Consider the following 22,694-nt stretch of genomic DNA (forward strand, 5'->3'; position numbering starts at 1 on the left):
TGGGTCGCTGCGGCCGTCGCTCAGTCCCGTTCGCCCACCGTTGCCGCCGGGTGCGTGTCCGCAACCGTGGCGTCACCTCCGAAGAGCCGTTCTCGAAGCGTCTGTCCCGGTTCGACCGTCTCCGGATACAGGCCGCGTTCGCGCAGCTCCGGAATCAGGTAGTCGGCGACGTCGACGAACTGCCGCGGCACCAGCGGCGCCATGACGACGAACCCGTCGGCCCCGGCTTCGCCCCACTTCTCGAGTTCGTCCGCGACGGTCGACGGCGTGCCGACCAGTTCCACCGTCGGGTAGCGCGCGTAGCGTATCGCGGCTTCCCGGACTGTCCACGTCTGGTCGTCGTCGACGAAGGCGTTCAGCACGCCTCGAATCCCGTCGACTTCGATATCTTCGAGCGGCGAGTCCAGATCGTACTGGGAGTAATCGTGGTTCAGGTGGTTCGAGAGCCGAACCAGACCGGTTTCCGGGTCGATGCCGTCGAGGACTCGCTCGTAGCACTCGCGTGCCTCCGTCTCGGTCGGCGCGACGTACGGGGTGATCGCGGGGTAGACGTTGAGCGCGTCGGGGTCTCGTCCCGCCGCCACGGCCCGTTCGGTGAGGTCCTCGACGTACGACTCAAACCCCGCCCGAGAGAGGTGAAAGGAGAAGGTCGCCTCGGCGTGTTGGGCGGCGAACGCGCGACCCCGGTCGGACTGCCCCGCCTGAAAGACGACCGGCGTTCGCTGCGGCGTGGGCGCGCACATGTGTGGTCCCGGCACGTCGAAGTAGTCGCCCTCGTGGTCGACGAACGACACCCGGTCGGGGTCGGCGTAGGTGCCCGTTTCCTCGTCCCGCCGCACGGCGTCGGCCGCCCAGCTCCGCTCCCAGAGTTTGTAACACACCTCGAGATACTCGTCGGCGCGGTCGTAGCGTTCGTCGTGGTCGATGTAGTCGCCGACGACGTTCTCGAACTCGAGGTCACCGACGGACGTGACGACGTTCCAGCCGAGGCGTCCGTCGGTCAGGTCGTCGATGGTCGAGAGTTTCTTCGCGAGGAGATAGGGCGGGTAGAACGACGTCGAGGCCGTCGCCACCAGACCCAGTCGGTCCGTCGCGCCGGCGAGAGCCGAGAGGAGCGGCAGCGGGTCGTTCTCGGGGAACTGCTCGCCGCGGCGGACCGTCGGGTCGATGCGCCCGCGGTACTGGTTGGCGACGTTGTACGCGTCTGCGAAAAAGAGCGCGGTGAACCCACCGCGTTCGAGACGCGTCGCGAGGTCCGTCCAGAACCCGAGGTCCGTGTATCCGTCTGCCTGCCCGTGGCTCGGCATCTGCCACGCGTCCTCGACGACCGGCGAGTGACTGCAGTTCGTGTACGCGATGAGGTCGAACATGTGTGAATGTCTCGTACGCGACTTCGGCTTTCGGTACGCACTATTGTAGGAGATATCTCTTCAATATTTCCTATTAGAAAGTATTATTCGTCAGTAGTCGCAACGAACGGCGACACGTCTAGCATGAAATGGTCGACCCCTGTCGGTCTCGACGACGCGTCGCGTGGCGAACTCGCGCTGTTCGTGTTGGTGGCGGCGTTCAGCGTGGCGTTGGCGATTGCGGGTATCCGCTATCCGGAGCAAGTCGGCGGCGTCTTCAGCAGTAGCTTCGACTTCGTCCTCGTCTACTTCGGGTGGTGGTTCATCCTGTTGAGCTTCCTCCTGACGGTCGGCCTGACCGTCTTCTGTCTCTCCCGGTACGGCCACGTCCGTATCGGTGGCCCGGACGCCGACCCCGAGTTCGGTCGCCTGTCGTGGCTCGCGATGGTGTTTACCGTCGGCTACTCGATTTCGGTGCTCTTCTGGGGCGTCGCCGAACCGCTGTGGATAGTCTCGAACCCGCCCTCGCCGGCGCCGATACGCGGTCCCCCCATCGAGTCGTTGGCGCTCGCGTTCGTCTTCCTCCACGACATCCTGCCGGGGCTCATCGCCTGGTATCTCCCGTTTGGACTCGCGTTCGGACTCGTCGTCTGGCGGACGGAGTCGTGGAAAGTGAGTAGCGTGCTCCGACCGCTCCTCGACCCCGACCGGTTTCGAGCCGTCTACTGGCTCGTGGACTTCGTCTCCCTCGTCGCAATCGTCGGTGGCTTGGCCACCTCGCTCGGGTTCATCGGTCGCCAGCTCGGGTCCATCGTCAGCGTCGTCTACGGCGTCGACTCTCGACTCGTCACGCTGGGGCTGTTCGCACTCGTCGCCGCGCTCTTCGTCGTCGACGTGTGGCTGGGACTGCGTCGCGGCATCCGCAACGCTGCGCGAATCGCCGTCCTCGCGAACGTCCTGTTGACTGTCGTCCTCTTCGTGCTCGGGCCGTCGCTTTTCATCATCGAACTTGGACTGGACGCGATGGGCGTCTGGTTGGGGAACCTTCCCCAGTTGATGCTGTACACCGCGCCGATGTCGGACGGCCACTGGCCGCAGAACTGGACGAGTTTCTGGTGGGCGTGGTGGGCCGCGTGGGGCGTCTTCGTCGGCAGTTTCGTCGCTCGCGTCTCGAAAGGCCGCACCGTCCGCGAGGTCTTTTTGGGCCTCTGTGTCGCGCCGACCTCGCTTCTGCTCTTCCAGCACAGCGTCCTCGGCGGCATCGCGCTCGCGCCACCGTACCGCGAGACGATTCTGCAGGCGCTCCAACAGCGAGGCAACGCCGCGGCCCTGAGTGCGGCCCTCGAAGCCCTCCCCTACAGCGACGCCGTGGCCGCCCTGGCCGTCCTCGCCCTCGTCGGCTACATCCTGACCTCGCTTGACTCGGCCGTCTACATGCTGTCAGCGATCAACCTCGGCAACCGAGAGCCGAACGTCCGCAATCGCGCCGCGTGGGGACTGCTCATGGTCGCCATCGGCGTGATGACGACGTACGTGGGCGGGGGAACGAGCGTCCTCGAATCGTTCTCGACGACGCTCGCACTCCCCTTTACCGGGCTCTATCTCGTCGTGGGCTACGTCCTGTTCCAGCACGACCCCGACGGCTGACGGCAGTTCCGATGCCGGTCGACACGAGGCGGTCGTAATCGACGACATGCCACCGATTCGGGGTCCACCGACGCCCGGGACGGGAACAACGTTTAGTTACCCCCGTCCATTCACCGGGTGATGAGTCAGACCGAACCCTCGGGCGACGAGCTCGACCGGGACACTATCACGGACAACACGATTGCGACGTGGCTGAACGAGCACGGCCCCGACTGGGTGCTCGAAATCGACCCGCTCGACGGCGAGACGGAGTATCTCGGCCTCGTCGACGGTCGTTTCCGAGCCTACAACGAACGCGGTATCAACTTCGTCGCGCTCGACTATCTGGACGACATCGCGGAGCGCGCGCGAAAAATCTCCTACGTCTCGCTCGAAGACTCGCCGTTCGAACCCAGCGACGACGACGAAGACGACGACTCGTAGTCGACCAGATATATGCCGCCGGCCCCCGGAGATGGGGGCATGCGATTCGACCACGTCGGCATCGCGACGCGCGATGCCGCGACCCTCGCCGACCTGTTCGGCACGATGTTGGACGCACCGGTCGCACACCGGGAGGCGTTCGACGGCCTCGACGTCACCTTTCTCGACGTGGGCGAGGGGTATCTCGAACTGCTCGAACCGCTCGACGACGAGGGGGCCATCCCTCGCTATCTCGACCGCGAGGGACCGGGACTTCACCACGTCGCGCTGGCGACGCCGGACGTGAGCGCGGCCCTTGAGACGGCTCGCGAGATGGGCGTCGAACTCGTCGACGAGACGCCGCGGCCCGGTGCGTGGGGTCACGACGTTGCCTTCCTCCACCCCCAATCGACCGGCGGCGTCCTCGTCGAGTTCGTGGAGCGATGATGTACGGCCCGCTCACCCACCGGGCGGCGACGACGCCCGACGCGACGGCGCTGGTCGACGCCGACACCGACCGCGAGTGGTCGGTCGCGGACCTCGATTCGGCCGTCGAACGCGTCGCCGGCCGCCTCGCGGCGCTCGGCGTCCAGCCCGGCGACCGCCTCGGCGTCTTGCTCCCGACGCGCCCCGCCGCGGTCCGGATGATTCACGCCGCGATGCGACTGGGGGCGGTGCTCGTGCCGCTCGGCACGCGACTGTCGACCGCCGACCTCGTGACGCGACTCGACCGGGCCGAGGTGACGACGCTGGTCTGTGGGGCGACGACCGAAGCTGATGCCCTCGCGGCCGCGGACGCGGCGACGGCCGACGTGCCCGTCGTCTCCGTCGACGACGCCGACGCGGCGACCGAACTCGCCGCCCGCTCACCCGACGCCGTCGTCCCCCACGACTGGTCGCTCGACGCGACGCTTCTCGTCCCCTTCACCTCGGGCACCACGGGGGTGCCGAAGGGCGTTCGCCTGACGCTCGGGAACGTCCTCGCGAGCGCCGCCGCCTCCGCGTTCCGACTGGGTCTCGACCGTGCCGAGACGTGGCACGTCGCCCTCCCGCTTCACCACGTCGGCGGCCTCACGCCCGTCGTCCGCGGCCCGCTGTACGGCATGACCGTCGTCTGCCGGTCCGAGTTCGACGCCGAGTCGGTCGCGGCGGATTTCGAGCGCTACGACGTGACGGCCACCTCGCTGGTGCCGACGACGCTCGACCGTCTCCTCGACGCGACGAGCGGCGACCTCGCGCCCTCGCTCCGGACGGTCCTCCTCGGCGGGGCGCCCGCCACCGAGGAATTACTGGAGCGGTGCCAGCGGCGGTCGGTCCCCGTGTTCCCCACCTACGGCATGACCGAGGCGGCGTCACAGATTGCGACGGCGACGCCCGCGGAGGCGGCGGCCCACCCCGGAACCGTCGGCCGGCCGCTGTTCGGGACCGAGGTGTCCGTCCGCGCCGACGACGGGACCGAACGCTCGCCGGGCGAGGTGGGCGAACTCGTCGTCTCTGGCCCGACGGTGTCGCCGGGGTATCTCGACGCCGAGGCGACGGCCGCGGCGTTCGGCGATGACGGACTCCACACCGGCGACGTGGGCTATCGCGACGGCGACGGGCGACTGTGGGTGCTCGGCCGGACCGACGACACGATTCTCACCGGCGGCGAGAACGTCGCGCCCGCGACGGTGGTTGAGGCGCTCCGGGACCACCCAGATGTAGACGACGCGGCGGTCGTCGGGGTCCCGGACGAAGAGTGGGGTGAGCGCGTGGCGGCGCTGGTCGTGCCCGCGGACGCGTCGCTCTCGGCGGCGACGCTCACCGAGCACTGCCGTGACCGCCTCGCGGACTACGCGGTGCCGAAGACGATTCGCTTCGCCGACGCGATTCCGCGGACCGACTCGGGGACGGTCGACCGCGACGCCGTCCGCGAGCGGTTCTAGATTCCGTTTTCGGCTGGCGTCACGCGCCGTTCGAGCGCGAAGAGGCCGACCGCCAGCCCGACACACCCGACGACGAGCGCCGGCCAGAGGAGGGCCGCGAAGCCGAAGTCGAAGAACGCACCGCCGAGCGCGGCGCCTAGCCCCATCCCGACGCGCTTGGCGATTTCGATGAGCGAGAGCCGAGAGCCGCGCCCGTCGGCGTGGCCGAGGTCACTCGCCAGCGACGTGACGAGCGGCGAGTGAAACACCTCGCCGACGGTCCGGAGGACGAGGAAGACGCCTATCAGGACGACGCCGACGAGGGTGGCGTCGACGCCGAACAGCGACGCGTCGCCGGCGACGACTTCGACGGCGGCGACGGCGAGGAAGCTCACGCCCCAGAACGCCGTCGAGGCGACGAGGCCGCGCGTGCGCCGCCAGTCGCTGATGGCGCCGAGGACGGGCATCTGGAAGACGACGAGGACGAGGGGGTTCAGGACGAACAGCGTCCCGATTTGGGCCGAACTCAGGCCGAGCGTCTCGCTGGCGACGACGGGCACCGTCGCCTGCATCTGGGCGTACATGACCGCGAAGCCGACGTTGAGGAGGGCGAGGGCGACGAGTCGGTGACGCGAGATGGCGCGTCCCCAGTCGCCGACGCTCTCGGAGAGGGTGGCCGCGGGCCGCCCCTCGTGAACGCGGGGGAGGACCGCGAGGAGGACGACTGCGACGATAGCGGAGGTAAGGCCATCGGCGACGAAAACGGCGACGCTCGCGAACTCGTAGAGAATCCCGCCGACGACGAACCCGGACCCGAAGCCGACGTTGCTCGCGACTTTCAGGAGGCCGTACCCCCGTTCGCGCTCTTCTGGGTTGGTGAGGTCGGCTATCATCGCCTGACTCGCCGGGGCGTACAGCCCCATGGTCAGGCCGGCGGCGGTGGCCACCGCGACGAACCCCGCACCGGTGGTGACGAGGGCGTAGGCCGCGAGCGTCACCGCCGACAGCGCCATGCTCCCGACCATCACCGGGCGGCGACCGTAGCGGTCCGCGAGGTAGCCGCCGACGGCGGTGCCCGTCGCGGTAGCGACGTTGTTGGCGAGTAAACCGAGGCCGACGATGGAGAGAGCGATGCCCACTTCGAGGTGGAAGTGGATGCTCGCGAACGGGTAGACCAGACCGGAGCCGAAGACGTTGATGAGTCGCCCCCCGGCGACGGCGTAGACCGGACGCCGGAACCCCCTGACAGCGTCGAGCGTCGAGCCCAGCACGCCGTGGAGTCGGGGTCGCCCCCACGTGAACGGTTCGTTTCCGAGTCGCGTCTCGCCGGCGGATTTATGTCCGAGACAGCACACGTCAGCGCCGATGCCCTCCACGACTCGCCGCGCACTCCTCGGCACAGCTGGCGTCGCCCTCTGCGGCAGTCTCGCTGGCTGTGGGGCGGGCGACTCCCCGTCGAAGCTCGACCACCTTGCGGGTCACGAACCAAGATAGTCGCGCACACACCGTCCATGTCCTCCTGTTCGACGGCGACTCGCTGGCCCACTGGGCGAGCCAACAGGTCCCCGCGGCCGACGACGAGGGACTCGGAACTGCGACGTTCGAGGGGTATCCCCCGGACCTAGAGCCGACGCGCTTGCTCGCGCGACGCGACGAACAGACGTCCGCCGCGACGCAGTTCGACTTCACGGCCCACGACGCCGACTGTCTGGGGTTGCGGCTCGAAATCGGCGAGCAGCGGCCGGACCCGCACCTCGTCGTCTGGTACACCGGCGACCCGTGCGAAAACGAAACCGCGACGGCGGAGTGACCGCCGTGTTCAGTCGTCGTCTTCCGCGAAGATGCGGCTGGCGACGATGCTCGATTCACTCCCCGACGGCGCCGTCGTGTCGCGGATGGTGAACCGCTGTTTCACCGTGTCGTAGGCGAAGACGACGGTGCCGAGGATGAGCAGGGTGTCCCCGGGGAGACGCGCCCAGAACAGCAACTGAACGAGGTCGCTGTTGTAGAACGCGAGGCTCCGGGCGGCGTCGTAGCCGGCGGTGAAGGCCGTCTCCAGCTGCAGGAAGCCGACGGGCAGGACGGACACGAAGACCATCACTGCGAGGCCGACGTTCCAGAGCCAGAACGACCACTTCAGGCGCCGGGGATTCCACTGCCCGGGACTGACCGAGATGCGGAGCATGTAGGTGACCATGCCGAGGGCGAGGAAGCCGAAGGCACCGAACATGGCCGCGTGCGCGTGGCCGACGGTCAGGTAGGTTCCGTGCTCGTAGTAGTTGATGATGGGGAGGTTGATGAAGAATCCGAGGACGCCCGCGCCGACGAAGTTCCAGAAGCCCGACGCGATGATGAACGCGAAGGGCAGGGAGTAGGGGAACGACTCCCCGGCGGTGGCGAGCGCGCGGTACTCGTTGAGCGCCTCGAACAGGATGAGCACGAGGGGGATGAGCTCGAGCGTCGAGAAGACGGAACCGAAGGGCAGCCACACGTCGGGTTGACCGATCCACCAGTAGTGGTGTGAGACGCCGATGACGCCCGACCCCATCACGAACAGCGCCTGGAACATGACCGCCTTCTCGGCGGAGCGCCGCTTGAGCAGGTTCATCGACACCAGCGTGATGCCGACGATGGCGACGATGAAGAACTCGAACGCGCCCTCGACCCACATATGGACCACCCACCACCGCCAGAACTCCGTGACGACGATGTTGGTCTGAGGGGTGTAGAGCAGGCCCGCCGTGAACAGCAAGGCGATGGACCCACCCGCGTAGAGTATCATGTGCGCCAGTCCGTAGGGCTGTTCCCGGTCGAGGAGTGGCTTGAAGCCGCGGGCGACCAGCGCCGCCCAGCCGACGAAGCCTGCGAGGAGGCCGAGCTGCCACACCCGGCCGACTTCCAAGTATTCGAGGCCCTCGTTGCCGAGGAGCCACCAGAGCTGGCCATCGATGTAACCGTTGGTCCCGAGCCAGATACCCGCGAACCCGCCCACGACGACGACGAGCAAGGCGCCGATGAGCGTGTGGATGTATCGCGTCTGGTTTTTGGGCTCCGTCCCCGTCAGGAGCGGCGGCAGGAATAGGCCCGCGCCGAGCCACAGCGTCGCAATCCAGAGGATGCCGAGGTCGAGGTGGTACGTCTTGGCGAGCGCGAAGGGGAGGAGGCCGACGAAGTCGATGCCGAGGAGTTCCCCGAGTCCGAAGAAGCCGTCGCGCTCGATGTAGTAGTGTGCGAGCAGTCCCCCGAGCAACACCTGTGCGAGGAACAGGCCGGCTGCGACGGGTATGAACCGCGTCGCTGCCCGCTGACTCGGGAGGAGGTCGATGTCGTCGGGATGTGGCACCGAGACGCCGTGCGTTTCGGGTTCTGGCAACTCGACCGAGCGGTAGAGCCAGACGCCGATGCCCGCGCCGGCGACGAGCAACACCATGGCGATGACGCTCCACGTCATCGTTCCCGCGGTGGGCTCGTTACCTGCGATGGGGGCGTACGGCCAGTCGTTCGTGTAGGTGTGGTCGCTGCCCGGCCGTTCGGTGTGCGAGAACCAGGCCGTCCAGAGCGCGAAGTCGGCGAACCGACGCGCGTCGTCGGCGGACTCGATGGTCCCTTCGGGGAGGCCGTGTTCCAGACTCCCCTCGTGGTAGCGCTCGACGTAGTCCTCTCGCACCTGCTGGTGGGCGTACACTTCTGCGGCGGAGTATTCGACCGGGGCCGTGGTGTCCGTCGAATCGAGGTCCTCCTCGACGACGCTGTCGACGGCCGCCTGTTCGGCGCTGTCGAGGCTATCGTACCCCGTTCCGTACCGCTCCTCGGCGTAGTACTCCCGCATATATCTCACTTTGCGGTCGAGCGTGTCTGCGGTGTAGTCGCTCCCGAAGTACGCCCCGTTGCCGAGGATGGACCCGTGATTCATCAGGCCGTCCGACTGGAAGACGGTCTTGCCTTCACGAATTTGTTCGCCCGTTACGACCGTGTCGCCGTCCGGGCCGGTGAACTCCTGTGGAATCGGCGGCGCCTGCTGGTACGAGTACCAGGCACCGGCACCCATCACCACGAGGTTGCCCACGAAGACGACGAGCAACAACTTCGCCAGTGTTCGTCTACGTACCTGCATAGATAGAGGTCACGTCGGAATCCCGTTGGGCTTTCGTCCGAACATGTTCGACTCTCCGAACGCCCTTGTCATGGGTTGTCAACCCACAAAAATCTTAGAACGGGAGGAGACCGCGGAGGCGGCCGAGGAAGCCGCTACCCGACGAGACGCGGTACTCCTCGAAGACCGGATGGAGCGTATCGAGGAGTTCGGACTCCGAGTCGAAGGTTCGCTTCGGGAGTTGGTCGAGTGCTTCCGACACCGCGACGGTGTTGCTGGCGCCGTCGTACGGGATGGCCGGGTCGCCGAGTTCGTGCACGATTTCGTCGCTGGTGGCGGGGTACTCGATATCCGCGTGGTCGAGGTGGTCGACCAGCGCAGCGATACCGAACTCTATCGAGTCCGGCGACGACGTGTTCTGCTGTGGCGGCCTGGCTGCCATTACCGGGCGTTGTCATCGATCTACAAAAAACGACCGCCACGCGCTCGCGCCGTCGCGGAGGGTATATCCGGCCGGCTCACCTCCGTACACCCATGACCGAGTACACGACGGTCTCTATCCCGAAGGACCTCGGCGACCGCATCGAAGAGACCATCGAGGGGACCAGCTTCTCCAGCACGAGCGACCTCGTTCGCTTCCTCCTCCGCAGCATCGTCATCCAGCATCAGCGCCGCGGCGAGCTGACCGAATCGGAGTTCGAGGAGATTGCCGAGCAGTTGGCCGACCTCGGCTACCTCGACTGAGACGACTGTTTTCCGGTGGGTCGCCGACCCACCGACTCACGATACTGTACGACCGCGAGACTCACCCGCCCGTCTCTTGTGGGGATGGCTCGCTGACCGCGACGAGATTTCGAAGCAGGAACGCCATCGTCAGCGGGCCAACGCCGCCCGGAACGGGCGTCATCGCCGCCGCCTTCTCCCCCACGCTTTCGGCGTCCACGTCGCCGACGACGTGCGACTCGCCATCTCGCTGGACGCGGTTGACGCTCACGTCGACGACGACGACCCCCTCCGAGACCATCGACCCGTCGACGAGTTCCGGCACACCCGCCGCCGTGACGAGGAGGTCGGCGGCGCGCGTCTTCGCCGCGAGGTCCTGCGTCCGCGAGTGACAGACCGTCACCGTCGCGTCGCGCCGACAGAGCAGGTGGGCGATTGGCGTGCCGATGGCGGGGGTCCGCCCGACGACGACGGCGTCCCGCCCGGCCACGGCCACGTCGTGTGCCGAGAGGAGTCGGTCGACGGCGAGCTCCGTCACCGGTCGCACGCGGGGGGCACCCTGAACCAGTCGGCCGACGTTCGCGGGCGCGAAGCAGTCCACGTCCTTTTCGGAGGGAACGCGACGCCGGACTTCCGTCGCGTCGACGTGCGCCGGAAGCGGCACCTGGACGAACAACGCGGTGACGTCCGGGTCGGTCGCGAGGTCGGTGACCTTCTCGTACACCGTTTCTGCGGGGGTGTCGGCGGGGAGGTCCACCCGTTTGGTGTCGATGCCGGCGTCGGCACACGCCTCGTGCTTGTAGTCCATGAACCGGTGGGCGTCCGGGTCGTCGCCGACGAGGAGCGTCGCGAGACAGGGGTCGACGCCAGCCTCGCGACACGCTTCGAGGCGGTCGAGTGCGTCGCGTTCGACCCGGTCGGCGGCGTCGCGGCCGCCGAGTCGTCGGGGTTCGGACATGGGTTGGCGCTCGGACGGCGGCGTCAAAGGCGTTCGGCTCTACTCGGGCAGCGACTCCGTGGGCGGTTCAGCGTCGAACACCGTCAGCGAGAGGCGTCGGCTCCGACGGTCGAAGGCCTGAATTTCCTCCCACGGCGGCACCGCGAGCAACACGACGCCGGCCAGGTCGTCGCGCCGGGTCAGCGTCGCCGGTCCCTGCGGATGCGTGAGAAAGCGCGCTCGCCCCCGTCCGGCGGGGGTTCCGAGGTCGACGCCGAAGACGTCGCTGACAGCGCTCCCCGACGCGGGGAGGTAGACGTGACTCAACACGGGTGTCGACGGGTCGAGACCGAGGTCCGTCTCGAAGTCGGCGGCGGGCGTCGAATCGAGGACAGCGTTCACCTGCGACGGTTCGGCGGCCGCCGCGCGTTCGAGGAGTAAGTCGACGAGACCGCGGGTGGCGTAGACGGGCGCGGCCTCCTCGTCGGGCCGGCTCACCCCAGTAGCATCCCGCGGGCCATCTTCGCGTACGCGGCGGGGAGGCGGCGACGCGCGCCGTCGAGGGCGTCGTGGAGCGCGGGCGTCGCGTCCTCGAAGACGCCCTCGCCGTGGCCGACGAGGATGCGCTCGGGCGTGAAGTCGCCGAGTGCGTCCCGGGGCGGTATCGGGCGGAGCATGGGGTGGACGCCGAGGCGTTCGTCGCCGGCGCAGAAGAACGAGACTGACCCCACCGCCTCGGCGACGAGGAGGGTGTCGTCCGGGCCGTAGAGGGCGGCCTCCTGCCACGGCGGGAACGAGGCGTCGCGGACGCGGTGGACCTCGTAGCCCGAGTTACCGAGTTCGTTGCCAACGCGCTCGACAGGGGCGTCGAGTTTCGGGGCGACGCCGTCCATCCAGCGAGGGATAGAGACGGGCACGTCGTGACGAGTGGCGACTGCCGCCGCGTCGCGCTTGTGTCGGTCGAGACAGAGGACGACGCCGGCAACCTCGCCGAGGTCGGCGAGCAAGTCGTCGACGCCGGGGGCGTCCACCGGGTCGACGACCCACACGCCGTCGTCGGTGTCGAGGGCGTGACTCGCCCGTTGCATCTGCTCGTCCGGATAGGAAATCCAGCCGACTCCGCCGTCCCAGCGGTCGATTTCGCGGAGGTTCGCGCGGCCGCCCTTCAGAGCCATACCGGACCGTGGGACGGCACGCTCATAAACCCTCGATGCCTACGCGAGGCGGTCGGTGTCGATGCCGACGCCGGGCGGGGTCACGACGAGGAAGCCACGGAAGCGCATGAGCGTCCCGCCGGCGTCGCGGACCTCGCGGGCGAACCCGGCCGCCAGCCGATTGAGGTCGCCCTCGACGCTCAACACCAGTATCTTGCCGGCTTCGACGGCGCGTATCCACTCCGCCGGGTCGGTGCTGCCGTCGAGGACGCCCAGCACCACCTCCGAGTCGCCGTCCTCGACGTCCTCGAGTTGGGCCTCCGCGTTCCGGAGGTCGAGATCGAATTCGCTCATGGCGGCAGGTCGCTCGGCCGAAAGAAAAGCGTTCGGGGCACCGCTCAGCGACTGTCTTGCACGGCGTCCATCTTGCACTGGACACAGCGGTCGTCGAAGACACAGCCGACGTTGTCGTGCGGGCAGACGTGTTCCTCGGTGTCGACCGAGAGACGACGCTTCTGCTGTCGCCACTCCACTTCCCACGCGTCGATAGACATCTCGCTGGAGGTGAAGACGATGTCGCCCTCGCGGTTCTCGATTTTCGCGACCCGTCCGGGTTCGAGCGCTTCTTTCACGAGGTCGATGGCGTCCTCGTAGGACCGACAGTCGCGTCGCTCCCGACCCGAATCGAGCAACACGACTGTAATCGCGCGGTCCGTCGTTTCGGCCGGTTCGTGGTCCGATGCCACCATCAATTGCCGACGGTCGACGGACAATAAAGTCTCTCCCGAACGGACGGCGAGCGATGCGTCGACCCGTCACTCCGACCACGCGATACTGTTCGGGAGAGACGTTAGTTACTATCACACATAATTTGTTCAATATGATATCGAATCCGCGAGGAGCCGTCGCCCTCGTGGTCGCGGTGTGCACCCGACGAGCGCATCGGCCGGCGACCGTAGCCGGAAGATGTTCGCGCCAACGCTTTTGCTTCGTCTCCCCCGATTTCGATACGATGTATTTAGGCCAGCCTAAATCGAAACGGCGCACGGTCGTCGATTCGGACACCCCCCGAACGGAGGGGTCGGCATGACTGCGACCGACTTCGACGCGGAAGGCGAGTACGACGACCAGACGTTCTCGGCGGTCGAGGTGTTCCGCAGCGACCGGATGAAGGTCGTCTGCGGCTACTTCGAACCCGGGCAGTTCATCCCCGTCCACGCGCCGTCGAGCGACGTGGCGATTCACGTCCAGAGCGGCGAGGGTGTCGTCCGAGACGGGGAGGAGGAACATCGCGTCGGCGCGGGTGACGTCGTCGTCGTCGAGGCCGATACCGACCGCGGCGTCAAGGCCGATGACGACTCGGCGCTGGAGGCCCTCCTCGTCACCGCGCCGCCGCCGACCGATGCGGAACACGAACCGGTGCGAACTGGGCTGAAACGCGGCGAGTTCGACCCCACGGAGTCGTGACGCCGGCCCGCAGTTTATGGGTTTGAGGGAGCGACTCCGAGGACGCGCTGCGGTTCGAACGGTCGATAGGCTGCGAGGCGGTCGGCCGCTTCGATCGATCGACGAGCGCGACAGAGACAGTTTTATATATCAGGGTGGACCTCTGGTAAGATACAATGTCTAACGACATGGAGGATTCGTCGGACACCCCGGCGGATCGAGTTCTTCCAGGGCACGTTGGCCCGCACCGGCGAAATTGACGGTGTACGAATTTTCGATACGACGCTCCGAGACGGTGAGCAGTCGCCACGCACGTCGTTCAGTTACGACGAGAAGCGAGACATCGCCGCAGTCCTTGACGAGATGGGTACCCACGTCATCGAGGCGGGGTTCCCGGTCAACTCGGACGCGGAGTTCGAGGCCGTTCGAGACATCTCGAACGCCACCGACACGACGGTGTGTGGCCTCGCCCGCGTCGTCGACAAGGACGTGGAGGCGGCGCTCGACTCGGGCGTGGACCTGGTTCACGTCTTCGTGAGTACGAGCGACGTGCAGTTGCAAGACTCCATGCACGCCTCGCGCGAGGAGGCGGTCGACCGCGCCGTCGAAGCGGTCGAACGCGTCAAAGAGGCTGGCGTGGAGTGTATGTTCTCGCCGATGGACGCCACCCGAACCGACGACGACTTCCTCGTCGACGTGGTGGAGGCCGTCAGCGAGGCGGGGACCGACTGGATCAACATCCCAGACACCTGCGGGGTTGCGACGCCCACGCGGTTCATGGACTTGGTTCAGATGGTCCGCGAGAACACCGACGCCAGGGTCGACGTGCACGCGCACGACGACTTCGGTCTGGCGACGGCCAACGCCATGGCTGGCTTCGAGGCTGGGGCGGCGCAGGCGCAGGTGTCGGTCAACGGCATCGGCGAACGCGCCGGCAACGCGGCCTTCGAGGAAGTCGTGATGGCGTCCGAAGCGCTGTACGACGTCGACACCGGTATCGACACGACCCGCATCACGGAACTGTCCCGGATGGTCGAGGAGTACAGCGACATTCCGAACCCGCCGAACAAGCCCGTCGTGGGACGCAACGCCTTCTCTCACGAGAGCGGCATCCACGCCGCGGGCGTCATCGAGAACTCGGACACGTTCGAGCCGGGTGTGATGACGCCTGAGATGGTGGGTGCGACCCGCGAGTTCGTCCTCGGGAAGCACACGGGGACCCACTCGGTGCGCAAGCGCCTCGAGGAAATCGGCTACGCGCCGACCGACTCCGAGGTGCGTGCCGTCACGCGCTTGGTCAAAGACTACGGCGCGGACAAGCAGCGCGTGACCATGGCCGACCTCCGACGCTTCGCCCGCGAGGAGAACGTCACTCGCGAGGAGGAGGTTCGCGCCTGAGCCCGCCGGGCCGTATCGGGCCCGTCGCCGGGCCGCGACGGAAACAGTTATACGGCCGGCGAGGCACTCAACGGGTACGATGAGAGGGTTCGGTCACGCTCACGACGCCGTCGTGGGCGCCGATCACAGTGGTCGCCGGCGCGGACGCGGAGCCGTCGGTCGACTCGACCCAATTGTAGGGGCTGTATAGCCCCTCACACCACCTTCCTCGGACCCCGACCGTACCGTACATAGCCAGACGGCCACACGACCATGATCCAACCACATCGACAGCGACCGACGGACAGTTCACGACCATGAGCGAGCGAACGACCAAACCACCGGAGGAAGAGGAGGCAGAGAGCGACGCGGACGCCGACACGACGCCGACGCCCGTGACGTCGGGCGCCACCTCGACGGTGCGCGCCCTCGAAAATGCCGGCATCGAAGTCATGTTCGGCGTGCAGGGCGGGGCAATCATGCCGGTGTACGACGCCCTCTGGGACTCGGACCTCCGGCACGTCATGATGGCCCACGAACAGGGCGCGGCCCACGCCGCCGACGCGTACAACGTGGTGTCCGGCAAGCCGGGCGTCTGCCTGGCTACGTCAGGTCCCGGCGCGACCAACCTCGTGACGGGACTCGCCGACGCCAACATGGACTCCGACGCCGTGGTGGCGCTGACCGGCCAGGTGCCCCAGCACATGGTCGGCAGCGACGCCTTCCAGGAGACGGACACGACGGGCATCACCGCCCCCATCACGAAGAACAACTACTTCGCGAGCGACCCCGACACCGTCGGCGACACCGTCGGCGAGGCGGTGGCACTCGCACGGAGCGGTCGGCCCGGCCCCACGCTGGTCGACCTGCCGAAAGACGTGACCAACGCGGAGACGGACCGCGAACCCGGTATGGCCCAGACGCCAGAGACGTACACGCCACAGGACGAGGCCGACCCCGAGTCGGTCGAGACGGTGGCTGACGCCATCGAAGCGGCGGAGAAACCGCTGCTCCTGTTCGGCGGCGGCGTCGTGAAGGCGAACGCCGCGGACGTGGCTCGCGAGTTCGCCATGGAGTACGAGCTGCCCGTCGTGACGACCATGCCCGGCATCGGGACGATGCCCGAGGACCACGACCTCTGTCTCTCGTGGGCGGGCATGCACGGCACCGGCTACGCCAACATGGCGATCAACCACACGGACCTGCTGATCGCCGTCGGCACCCGGTTCGACGACCGCCTGACAGGCGGCATCGAGACGTTCGCGCCGAGCGCGGAAGTCGCGCACATCGACATCGACCCCGCCGAAATCAGCAAGAACATCCACGCGGACTACCCGCTCATCGGCGACGCGGGGCGCGTCCTCGAACAGCTGGACGACGCGCTGACTGGCGCCCCCGACGTCGACGACTGGCGCGAGCAGTGTCAGACGTGGAAAGAGCAGTATCCGATGGATTACGCGGCGCCGGACGACGAACCGCTCAAACCGCAGTTCGTCGTCGAGGCACTCGACGAGGCCACGAGCGACGAGGCGGTCGTCACCTCGGGCGTCGGCCAGCATCAGATGTGGGCGTCCCAGTACTGGACGTTCCGCGAGCCGCGAAAGTGGATTTCCTCACACGGCCTCGGGACGATGGGCTACGGCCTGCCCGCGGCCATCGGGGCACGTCTCGCGGCCGACGACGACGAAGAGGTCGTCTGCGTCGACGGCGACGGCTCCTTCCTGATGACGGTCGAAGAGCTCTCGGTCGCAGTGCGTGAGAACCTCGACATCACGATAGCCATCCTGAACAACGAGTACATCGGGATGGTCCGGCAGTGGCAGGACGCCTTCTTCGACGGCCGACACATGGCCGCCGGCTACAGCTGGATTCCGGAGTTCGACAAACTCGCGGAGGCCTTTGGCGCTCGCGGCTGGCGCGTCGACGACTACGACGAAGTCGCCGACGCAGTCGAAGAGGCGCTGAACTACGACGGCCCGTCGGTCATCGATTTCCACATCGACCCCGAGGAGAACGTCTACCCGATGGTGCCAAGTGGCGGCGCAAACGACAAATTCGCACTCTCGGAGGATCAACTATGAGCGGCGGACTGGACGGCCCGGAACCGGAGGAGCGAGCGACGCCCGAGGGCCGGCGCAACTCCCAAGGCATTCGTATCGACCCCGAAGTCGAGGCGGAACCGGAGCCCCAGCGGGCGGTTCTCTCGGCACTCGTGAAACACGAACCCGGTGTGCTGGCGAACGTCTCCGGGCTCTTCCGACGCCGGCAGTTCAACATCGAAAGCCTCACCGTGGGGCCGACCACTGATCCGGACAGAGCGCGGATTACGCTCGAAATCAAAGAGCCCGAACCGGGCATCGAACAGGCCAAGAAACAACTTGAGAAGCTCGTCCCCGTCATCTCGGTCACCGAACTCGAGTCTAACGCCATCCGGCGCGAACTCGCGCTGATCAAGGTGGACGGCAGCGACCCCGACCAAGTCGGGGCCGTCGCCGAGATGTACGACGGCAAGACCGTCGACGTCTCTCAGCAGTCGGTGACGGTCGAAATCACGGGTAGCGAGCAGAAAATCGACGCTGCGGTCGAGACGTTCGGCCGGTTCGGCATCCACGAGATAGTCCGAACCGGGACGGCGGCTCTCGAACGCGGCACGCGGAAGACGACATAACCATGAGCGAAACCGAATTCACCGTTCCAGTGTACTACGACGACGACGCGGATAGTGACGCAATCGCCGGCAAGACCGTGGCCGTACTCGGCTACGGCAGTCAGGGCCACGCCCACGCCCAGAACCTCGCCGACAGCGGGGTCGACGTGGTCGTTGGTCTCCGGAAAGACTCGGATTCGTGGGCGCAGGCCGAAAACGACGGCCTGCGCGTCGCGACGCCGGACGACGCCGCCGCGGAGGCGGACATCGTCTCGATGCTCGTCCCCGACACCGTTCAGCCTGCGGTGTTCGAGGCCATCAGCGACGGTCTGGAGGCTGGCGACACCCTCCAGTTCGCGCACGGCTTCAACATCCACTACAACCAGATTCAGCCCCCCGAGGACGTCGACGTGACGATGGTCGCCCCGAAGACGCCGGGGCACCTCCTGCGACGCAACTACGTCGAGGACACGGGGACGCCGGCGCTGCTGGCCGTCTACCAGAACGCGACGGACGAGGCCGACGAAGAGGCGCTCGCCTACGCGCAGGCCATCGGCTGTACGCGCGCCGGCGTCGTCGAGACGACGTTCCAGGAAGAAGTCGAGACGGACCTCTTCGGCGAGCAGGCCGTCCTCTGTGGCGGCATCACGGCGCTCATCAAACACGCCTACGAGACGCTGGTCGACGCGGGCTACAGCCCCGAGATGGCCTACTTCGAGTGTCTCAACGAGATGAAGCTCATCGTCGACCTGATGTACGAGGGCGGGATGGCGGAGATGTGGAACTCCGTCTCGGACACCGCCGAGTACGGTGGCCTGAAGGTCGGCCCCGAAATCGTCGACGAGGGCGTCCGCGAGAACATGGACGAAGCGCTCGAAGCCATCCAGAACGGCGAGTTCGCCCGTGACTGGGTCCTCGAGAACAAGGCCGGTCGCCCCGCGTACACGCAGCTCCACGAGGCCGACCGGAACCACGACATCGAGGACGTCGGCGCTCGACTGCGCGCGCTGTTCTCCTGGGCCGAGGAGTCCACGGAGGAAGCCGAGGCACCGGCCGATGACTGAACGCGCGGACGGCCCGGACCGCCGCGACACCGCCGAGCGACGGGTACGACCACGATGAGCGAGGGAACGCTCTACGACAAGGTGTGGGACCAGCACAAGGTGGCCGACCTGCCCAACGGGCAGGACCAGCTGTTCATCGGTCTCCACCTCATCCACGAGGTGACGAGTCCTCAGCCGTTCTCGGAACTGCGAGAGCGGGGCATCGAGGTTCCCTATCCCGAGCGCAACATCGCCACGGTGGACCACATCGTGCCGACGCGCCCGGAGGGTCGCGAGCGACCGCTGGCCGACGAATCGGCCGAGGGAATGCTCACGGCGCTCGAACGCAACACCTCGGAGACGGGCATCCAGTTCTACGGACTGGACTCGGACAAGCAGGGCATCACGCACGTCGTCGCGCCCGAACTGGGTCTGACCCAACCGGGCATGACAGTCGTCTGTGGCGACTCCCACACCGCCACCCACGGCGCCTTCGGTTCCATCGCCTTCGGTATCGGCACGAGTCAGGTGCGCGACGTGCTGGCCTCCCAGTGTGTCGCCGCCGACAAGGCCGAAGTGCGACGTATCGAGGTGGACGGCACGCTCGACGCAGGGGTCCACTCGAAGGACCTCATCCTGAAGATAATCGCCGAACTCGGCGTCGACGGCGGCGTCGGCTACGTCTACGAGTACGGCGGCGAAGCAGTCCACGACCTGTCGATGGAAGAGCGCCTCGCGGTGTGTAACATGTCCATCGAGGGTGGCGCTCGCGCGGGCTACATCAACCCCGACGAGACCACCTACGAGTTCCTGCGCGGGCGGGAGTTCGCCCCCGAAGGCGACGCCTTCGAGGAGCGCAAGGAGTACTGGGAGTCCATCGCGAGCGACGACGACGCCGACTACGACGACGTCGTCCACCTCGACGCCGACGACCTGGAACCGATGGTCACGTGGGGAACGAACCCCGGACAGGCCGTCGGTATCTCCGACCCCGTTCCGGCGCCGGAAGACCTGCCGGAGGGCAAGCGAGACGCGGCCCGCACGGCACAGGAACACACCGGCGTCGAACCCGGCGAGACGATGGAAGGGTACGACATCGACGTGGCCTTCCTCGGGACGTGTACGAACGGCCGCGTGAGCGACTTCCGCGAGGCTGCGGCGGTTCTCGAAGGCCGCGAAGTCGACTCCGACGTGCGCGCCCTCGCCGTCCCCGGTTCGCAGACGGTGAAATCGAAGCTGGAAGCGGAAGGTATCGACCAAGTCTTCCGCGACGCCGGCTTCGAGTGGCGTGAAGCGGGCTGTTCGATGTGTCTGGCCATGAACGACGACTCCCTCGAAGGTGACGAGCGGTGTGCCTCCTCGTCGAACCGCAACTACGTGGGTCGACAGGGGAGCAAGGATGGCCGGACGGTGCTGATGAGTCCCGCGATGGTCGCCGCCGCCGCCGTCGACGGCGCGGTGACCGACGTGCGCGACATGGAGGTGGACGCATGAGTGACGTAGCCGTCGAGGAGATGAAAGTTCGACGCGTCGCCGGCACGGGCGTTCCGCTCCGCGGCGACGACATCGACACCGACCAGATAATCCCGGCTCGCTTCCTCAAGACCACGACGTGGGAGGGCTTGGACGAGTACGCCTTCTACGACGCGCGTCGCGACGACGACGGCGAACTCAACGACCACCCCTTCAACGAGTACAAGGGAGCGAACGTCCTCGTCGTCAACGACAACTTTGGCTGTGGCTCCTCGCGAGAGCACGCGCCGCGAGCAATCGCTCGCTGGGGCGTCGAAGCCATCATCGGCGAATCCTTCGCCGAAATCTTCGCTGACAACTGCAAGTCGCTCGGGATTCCGGCGGCGACGACGGACCCCGAGACGGTCGAAGAGCTGCAGACGTTCATCGAGGCGAACCCCGAGGCGGGGGTCGAACTCGACGTCGTCGACGAGACGGTCACCTACGACGGCAAGACGGTCGACGTCGACATCAACGAGGCGATGCGCGGTGCGCTGGTGCAGGGCATCTGGGACACCGTCGCCTTGCTCCGGTCGAACATGGACGCCATCGACGAGACGGCGGCGGATCTGCCGTACGTCGACTCGAAATGAACGAGCGCATCGCAGTCCTGCCGGGCGACGGCATCGGTCACGAAGTCGTCCCCGCGACCCTTCGCGTCCTCGACGCCGTCGTGGACTTCGAGTACGACCACGTCGAAGCCGGCGACGCCGTCGCCGAACGGACGGGGGCGCCCCTGCCCGAAGAGACGCTGGAAGCCGTCTCGACGGCGGACGCGACGCTGTTCGGCGCGACTGGCGAAACGTCGGCAGACGTGATTCTCCCACTTCGGGAGGCCGTCGATTCGTTCGTCAACATTCGCCCCGCGCGGACTCACCCGGGTGTCGACGCTGTCCAGCCGGACACCGATATCGTCATCCTCCGCGAGAACACGGAGGGTGTCTACGCCGGTATCGAGGACCGACTGTCGGAGGACGTGTCGACGCTGACGCGACTGGTCACGCAGTCGGCCTCGCGTCGCCTCGGCGAGTTCGCGTGTGAGTACGTCGAGGCCAACGACCACGACGGGTTCACTATCGCCCACAAGAACAACGTGATGCGCGTCACCGACGGCCTGTTCGTGGACACCATCGAGGAGGTGGCCACAGAGCACGGCGTCGACGTCGACGACGCGTACATGGACGCCATGGCGACGCATCTCGCGATGGACCCGAGTCAGTACGACGTCATCGTCTGCCCCAACCTCGCGGGCGACGTGCTCTCGGACTTGGCGGCGGGGCTGGTCGGCGGCCTCGGCCTGCTTCCGAGCGCGAACGTCGGCTCCGACCGTGGTATCTTCGAACCCGTCCACGGCTGTGCGCCCGACATCGCGGGCGAGGGCGTCGCCAACCCGGCGGCGACGATGTTCTCGGCGGCGATGTTGCTCGAGTTCCTCGATTACGATTCGGAGGCGGACGCGGTGCGGAGCGCCGTCGAATCGACGCTCGAAGACGGGCCGCGGACGCCCGACCTCGGTGGGTCGGCGACGACCGACGATGTCGCCGACGCGGTCATCGACCGACTGCCCTGACGGGCGTCGGGACCTGTTCTGCTAGGCTTCGTACTCGTCGCGCACGTCGTCCCACTTGCCTCGCTCTTCGAGGTGGTCTTGGAGGGCGGACGCGTACTCGTCGACGAGTCGCTCGGCGGCCTCCAGTTTCGCCTCGCTATCGTCGTCGCCGAGGCCGAGGGCGCCGCGCACGGCGTCGAGGACGCCGGTTCCGCTGTCGCGGCCCTGCTGTCCGCCGGCGGGGCCGCCCGCGCCCATCCCTTGCTGGACCTTCTCCAGTTCGGGGAGCATCTCCGGGAGGTTCTCCGTGTCGGCGACGACCCGCGCCCGGTCGGGGTCGTCGGCGTGTTCGATTTCGAAGTCAACGGCGGTCATGATGAGTCCCCACTCTTGATTCGAAAACTGGGAGTCTCTGACGCGCTCGCCGAACTCCTGATCGACGGCCATCCGGTCGCCGACGATGCTGTCGGTCCAGTTCGACATGGCCGCTCGTACGCCAAGCCGACGTATCAGGGTTTCCCACCGCGTACGCGCTCCGAATCGTACCCATAACTTACGCGTCAGGGGGAGCGACGAAACGCCGAATATCGGTGTGGATGGCCCCGCGGTACGTCGTCACCGGCGCGACGATGGGGTGTCAGCACAATCGGCCGACAGCGCCGGGCTACCCCGACATATCGGTCAAGAAGACTTATATATAACCGTCGCGCCAGCACGGCTACGCAGATGTTCGACTCACTGTCTCGTGCAGGCGCGTTCGCGGCGTATCAGCTCACCCTCGCGTTCGGTATCGCCCTGCTGCCGCTGGCGCTGTTCGCTCGCCAACTCGGCGTCACGATTCCGCTCGGTGACTTGGTGGCAGCGACCGGCGACGTTTACGACCGCGTGCGCCGATAGCGTCGAAGGGTTGC

At 67.0% G+C, this 22,694-nt stretch carries 26 protein-coding genes; 16 read left to right on the top strand and 10 right to left on the bottom strand.

Translation table 11 applies throughout. The features are described 5' to 3' along the window. Positions 1–20: 20 nt before the first annotated feature. Complete coding sequence (locus BLU18_RS00945) at positions 21–1,370, bottom strand: NtaA/DmoA family FMN-dependent monooxygenase (RefSeq protein WP_092630065.1); 1,350 nt, start codon at positions 1,368–1,370, stop codon at positions 21–23. A gap of 123 nt (positions 1,371–1,493) precedes the next feature. On the opposite strand from BLU18_RS00945, the gene BLU18_RS00950 reads away from it, so the two are divergent. From BLU18_RS00950 to menE, 4 genes are all read left to right on the top strand, one after another. Then, positions 1,494–2,996, top strand: a complete 1,503-nt coding sequence (locus BLU18_RS00950) for a BCCT family transporter (RefSeq protein WP_176791153.1) — start codon at positions 1,494–1,496, stop codon at positions 2,994–2,996. A gap of 120 nt (positions 2,997–3,116) precedes the next feature. Further along, positions 3,117–3,419, top strand: a complete 303-nt coding sequence (locus BLU18_RS00955) for a hypothetical protein (RefSeq protein WP_092630071.1) — start codon at positions 3,117–3,119, stop codon at positions 3,417–3,419. Between the two features lie 39 nt (positions 3,420–3,458). Further along, positions 3,459–3,845, top strand: coding sequence for a methylmalonyl-CoA epimerase (gene mce, locus BLU18_RS00960; RefSeq protein WP_092630074.1), 387 nt, complete (start codon positions 3,459–3,461; stop codon positions 3,843–3,845). Further along, a complete protein-coding gene (gene menE, locus BLU18_RS00965; protein ID WP_143025206.1) occupies positions 3,842–5,323 on the top strand; it encodes an o-succinylbenzoate--CoA ligase in 1,482 nt (493 codons plus the stop codon). The genes mce and menE overlap by 4 nt, the downstream gene beginning before the upstream one ends. Here menE and BLU18_RS00970 read toward each other — a convergent pair. Then, on the bottom strand, positions 5,320–6,678 hold the full coding sequence (locus tag BLU18_RS00970) for an MFS transporter (RefSeq protein ID WP_245697843.1): 1,359 nt from the start codon (positions 6,676–6,678) through the stop codon (positions 5,320–5,322). The two genes, menE and BLU18_RS00970, sit on opposite strands and share 4 nt — an antisense overlap. Here BLU18_RS00970 and BLU18_RS15155 point away from each other — a divergent pair. Together BLU18_RS15155 and BLU18_RS00975 are read left to right on the top strand one after the other, a co-directional pair. After that, complete coding sequence (locus tag BLU18_RS15155; RefSeq protein WP_281241027.1) at positions 6,668–6,796, top strand: hypothetical protein; 129 nt, start codon at positions 6,668–6,670, stop codon at positions 6,794–6,796. The two genes, BLU18_RS00970 and BLU18_RS15155, sit on opposite strands and share 11 nt — an antisense overlap. Beyond that, complete coding sequence (locus BLU18_RS00975) at positions 6,774–7,112, top strand: hypothetical protein (protein ID WP_092630080.1); 339 nt, start codon at positions 6,774–6,776, stop codon at positions 7,110–7,112. Before BLU18_RS15155 ends, BLU18_RS00975 begins: the two co-directional genes overlap by 23 nt. A 9-nt stretch (positions 7,113–7,121) precedes the next feature. On the opposite strand, the gene BLU18_RS00980 is transcribed toward BLU18_RS00975, so the two are convergent. Next, complete coding sequence (locus tag BLU18_RS00980; protein ID WP_092630083.1) at positions 7,122–9,416, bottom strand: nitric-oxide reductase large subunit; 2,295 nt, start codon at positions 9,414–9,416, stop codon at positions 7,122–7,124. 94 nt (positions 9,417–9,510) lie between these two features. Next, positions 9,511–9,837 carry a DUF5789 family protein gene (locus BLU18_RS00985; protein WP_092630086.1) on the bottom strand — a complete coding sequence of 109 codons (327 nt, stop codon included), beginning with the start codon at positions 9,835–9,837 and terminating at the stop codon, positions 9,511–9,513. A gap of 92 nt (positions 9,838–9,929) precedes the next feature. Between BLU18_RS00985 and BLU18_RS00990 the strand changes: the two genes are divergently transcribed. Further along, positions 9,930–10,139, top strand: coding sequence for a ribbon-helix-helix domain-containing protein (locus BLU18_RS00990; protein ID WP_092630089.1), 210 nt, complete (start codon positions 9,930–9,932; stop codon positions 10,137–10,139). 61 nt (positions 10,140–10,200) lie between these two features. Here BLU18_RS00990 and BLU18_RS00995 read toward each other — a convergent pair whose 3' ends face one another. The 5 genes from BLU18_RS00995 to BLU18_RS01015 are packed head-to-tail and all read right to left on the bottom strand — an operon-like array spanning position 10,201 to position 12,958. Beyond that, positions 10,201–11,076 carry a bifunctional 5,10-methylenetetrahydrofolate dehydrogenase/5,10-methenyltetrahydrofolate cyclohydrolase gene (locus BLU18_RS00995; RefSeq protein WP_092630092.1) on the bottom strand — a complete coding sequence of 292 codons (876 nt, stop codon included), beginning with the start codon at positions 11,074–11,076 and terminating at the stop codon, positions 10,201–10,203. 39 nt (positions 11,077–11,115) lie between these two features. Then, a complete protein-coding gene (locus BLU18_RS01000) occupies positions 11,116–11,553 on the bottom strand; it encodes a JAB/MPN domain protein-containing protein (RefSeq protein ID WP_245697845.1) in 438 nt (145 codons plus the stop codon). Next, a complete protein-coding gene (locus BLU18_RS01005) occupies positions 11,550–12,230 on the bottom strand; it encodes a hypothetical protein (RefSeq protein ID WP_092630094.1) in 681 nt (226 codons plus the stop codon). Before BLU18_RS01005 ends, BLU18_RS01000 begins: the two co-directional genes overlap by 4 nt. A 39-nt stretch (positions 12,231–12,269) precedes the next feature. Continuing rightward, a complete protein-coding gene (locus tag BLU18_RS01010) occupies positions 12,270–12,563 on the bottom strand; it encodes a DUF5779 family protein (protein ID WP_092630097.1) in 294 nt (97 codons plus the stop codon). Positions 12,564–12,607: 44 nt separating this feature from the next. Next, positions 12,608–12,958 carry a hypothetical protein gene (locus tag BLU18_RS01015; RefSeq protein ID WP_092630100.1) on the bottom strand — a complete coding sequence of 117 codons (351 nt, stop codon included), beginning with the start codon at positions 12,956–12,958 and terminating at the stop codon, positions 12,608–12,610. Positions 12,959–13,295: 337 nt separating this feature from the next. Between BLU18_RS01015 and BLU18_RS01020 the strand changes: the two genes are divergently transcribed. The 8 genes from BLU18_RS01020 (at position 13,296) to BLU18_RS01055 (ending at position 21,804) form a co-directional block, all read left to right on the top strand. Continuing rightward, positions 13,296–13,676: a cupin domain-containing protein gene (locus BLU18_RS01020; RefSeq protein WP_092630103.1), complete on the top strand. Its 381-nt coding sequence runs from the start codon at positions 13,296–13,298 to the stop codon at positions 13,674–13,676. Positions 13,677–13,826: 150 nt separating this feature from the next. Next, entirely contained in the window at positions 13,827–15,053 is a 1,227-nt protein-coding gene (locus BLU18_RS01025; RefSeq protein ID WP_092630106.1) for a LeuA family protein, read from the top strand. 296 nt (positions 15,054–15,349) lie between these two features. Further along, positions 15,350–17,113 carry a biosynthetic-type acetolactate synthase large subunit gene (gene ilvB / locus BLU18_RS01030; RefSeq protein ID WP_092630109.1) on the top strand — a complete coding sequence of 588 codons (1,764 nt, stop codon included), beginning with the start codon at positions 15,350–15,352 and terminating at the stop codon, positions 17,111–17,113. After that, the gene (gene ilvN / locus BLU18_RS01035) at positions 17,110–17,700 is read left to right on the top strand and encodes an acetolactate synthase small subunit (RefSeq protein WP_092630113.1); all 591 of its coding nucleotides are present in this window, start codon (positions 17,110–17,112) and stop codon (positions 17,698–17,700) included. The genes ilvB and ilvN overlap by 4 nt, the downstream gene beginning before the upstream one ends. Positions 17,701–17,702: 2 nt before the next feature. Then, a complete protein-coding gene (gene ilvC / locus BLU18_RS01040) occupies positions 17,703–18,743 on the top strand; it encodes a ketol-acid reductoisomerase (RefSeq protein ID WP_092630116.1) in 1,041 nt (346 codons plus the stop codon). A 54-nt stretch (positions 18,744–18,797) separates the two neighbouring features. Continuing rightward, positions 18,798–20,216 carry a 3-isopropylmalate dehydratase large subunit gene (gene leuC, locus BLU18_RS01045; RefSeq protein WP_092630119.1) on the top strand — a complete coding sequence of 473 codons (1,419 nt, stop codon included), beginning with the start codon at positions 18,798–18,800 and terminating at the stop codon, positions 20,214–20,216. Continuing rightward, positions 20,213–20,827 carry a 3-isopropylmalate dehydratase small subunit gene (leuD, locus tag BLU18_RS01050; protein ID WP_092630122.1) on the top strand — a complete coding sequence of 205 codons (615 nt, stop codon included), beginning with the start codon at positions 20,213–20,215 and terminating at the stop codon, positions 20,825–20,827. Before leuC ends, leuD begins: the two co-directional genes overlap by 4 nt. Then, positions 20,824–21,804, top strand: a complete 981-nt coding sequence (locus tag BLU18_RS01055; protein WP_092630125.1) for an isocitrate/isopropylmalate dehydrogenase family protein — start codon at positions 20,824–20,826, stop codon at positions 21,802–21,804. The genes leuD and BLU18_RS01055 overlap by 4 nt, the downstream gene beginning before the upstream one ends. Positions 21,805–21,825: 21 nt before the next feature. On the opposite strand, the gene BLU18_RS01060 is transcribed toward BLU18_RS01055, so the two are convergent. Beyond that, positions 21,826–22,266 carry a DUF5799 family protein gene (locus BLU18_RS01060; RefSeq protein WP_092630128.1) on the bottom strand — a complete coding sequence of 147 codons (441 nt, stop codon included), beginning with the start codon at positions 22,264–22,266 and terminating at the stop codon, positions 21,826–21,828. A 243-nt stretch (positions 22,267–22,509) separates the two neighbouring features. Between BLU18_RS01060 and BLU18_RS14690 the strand changes: the two genes are divergently transcribed. After that, positions 22,510–22,680 carry a hypothetical protein gene (locus tag BLU18_RS14690; RefSeq protein ID WP_176791154.1) on the top strand — a complete coding sequence of 57 codons (171 nt, stop codon included), beginning with the start codon at positions 22,510–22,512 and terminating at the stop codon, positions 22,678–22,680. Positions 22,681–22,694: the final 14 nt, after the last annotated feature.

Source organism: Haloplanus vescus (assembly GCF_900107665.1).
Taxonomy (GTDB): Archaea; Halobacteriota; Halobacteria; order Halobacteriales; family Haloferacaceae; genus Haloplanus; species Haloplanus vescus.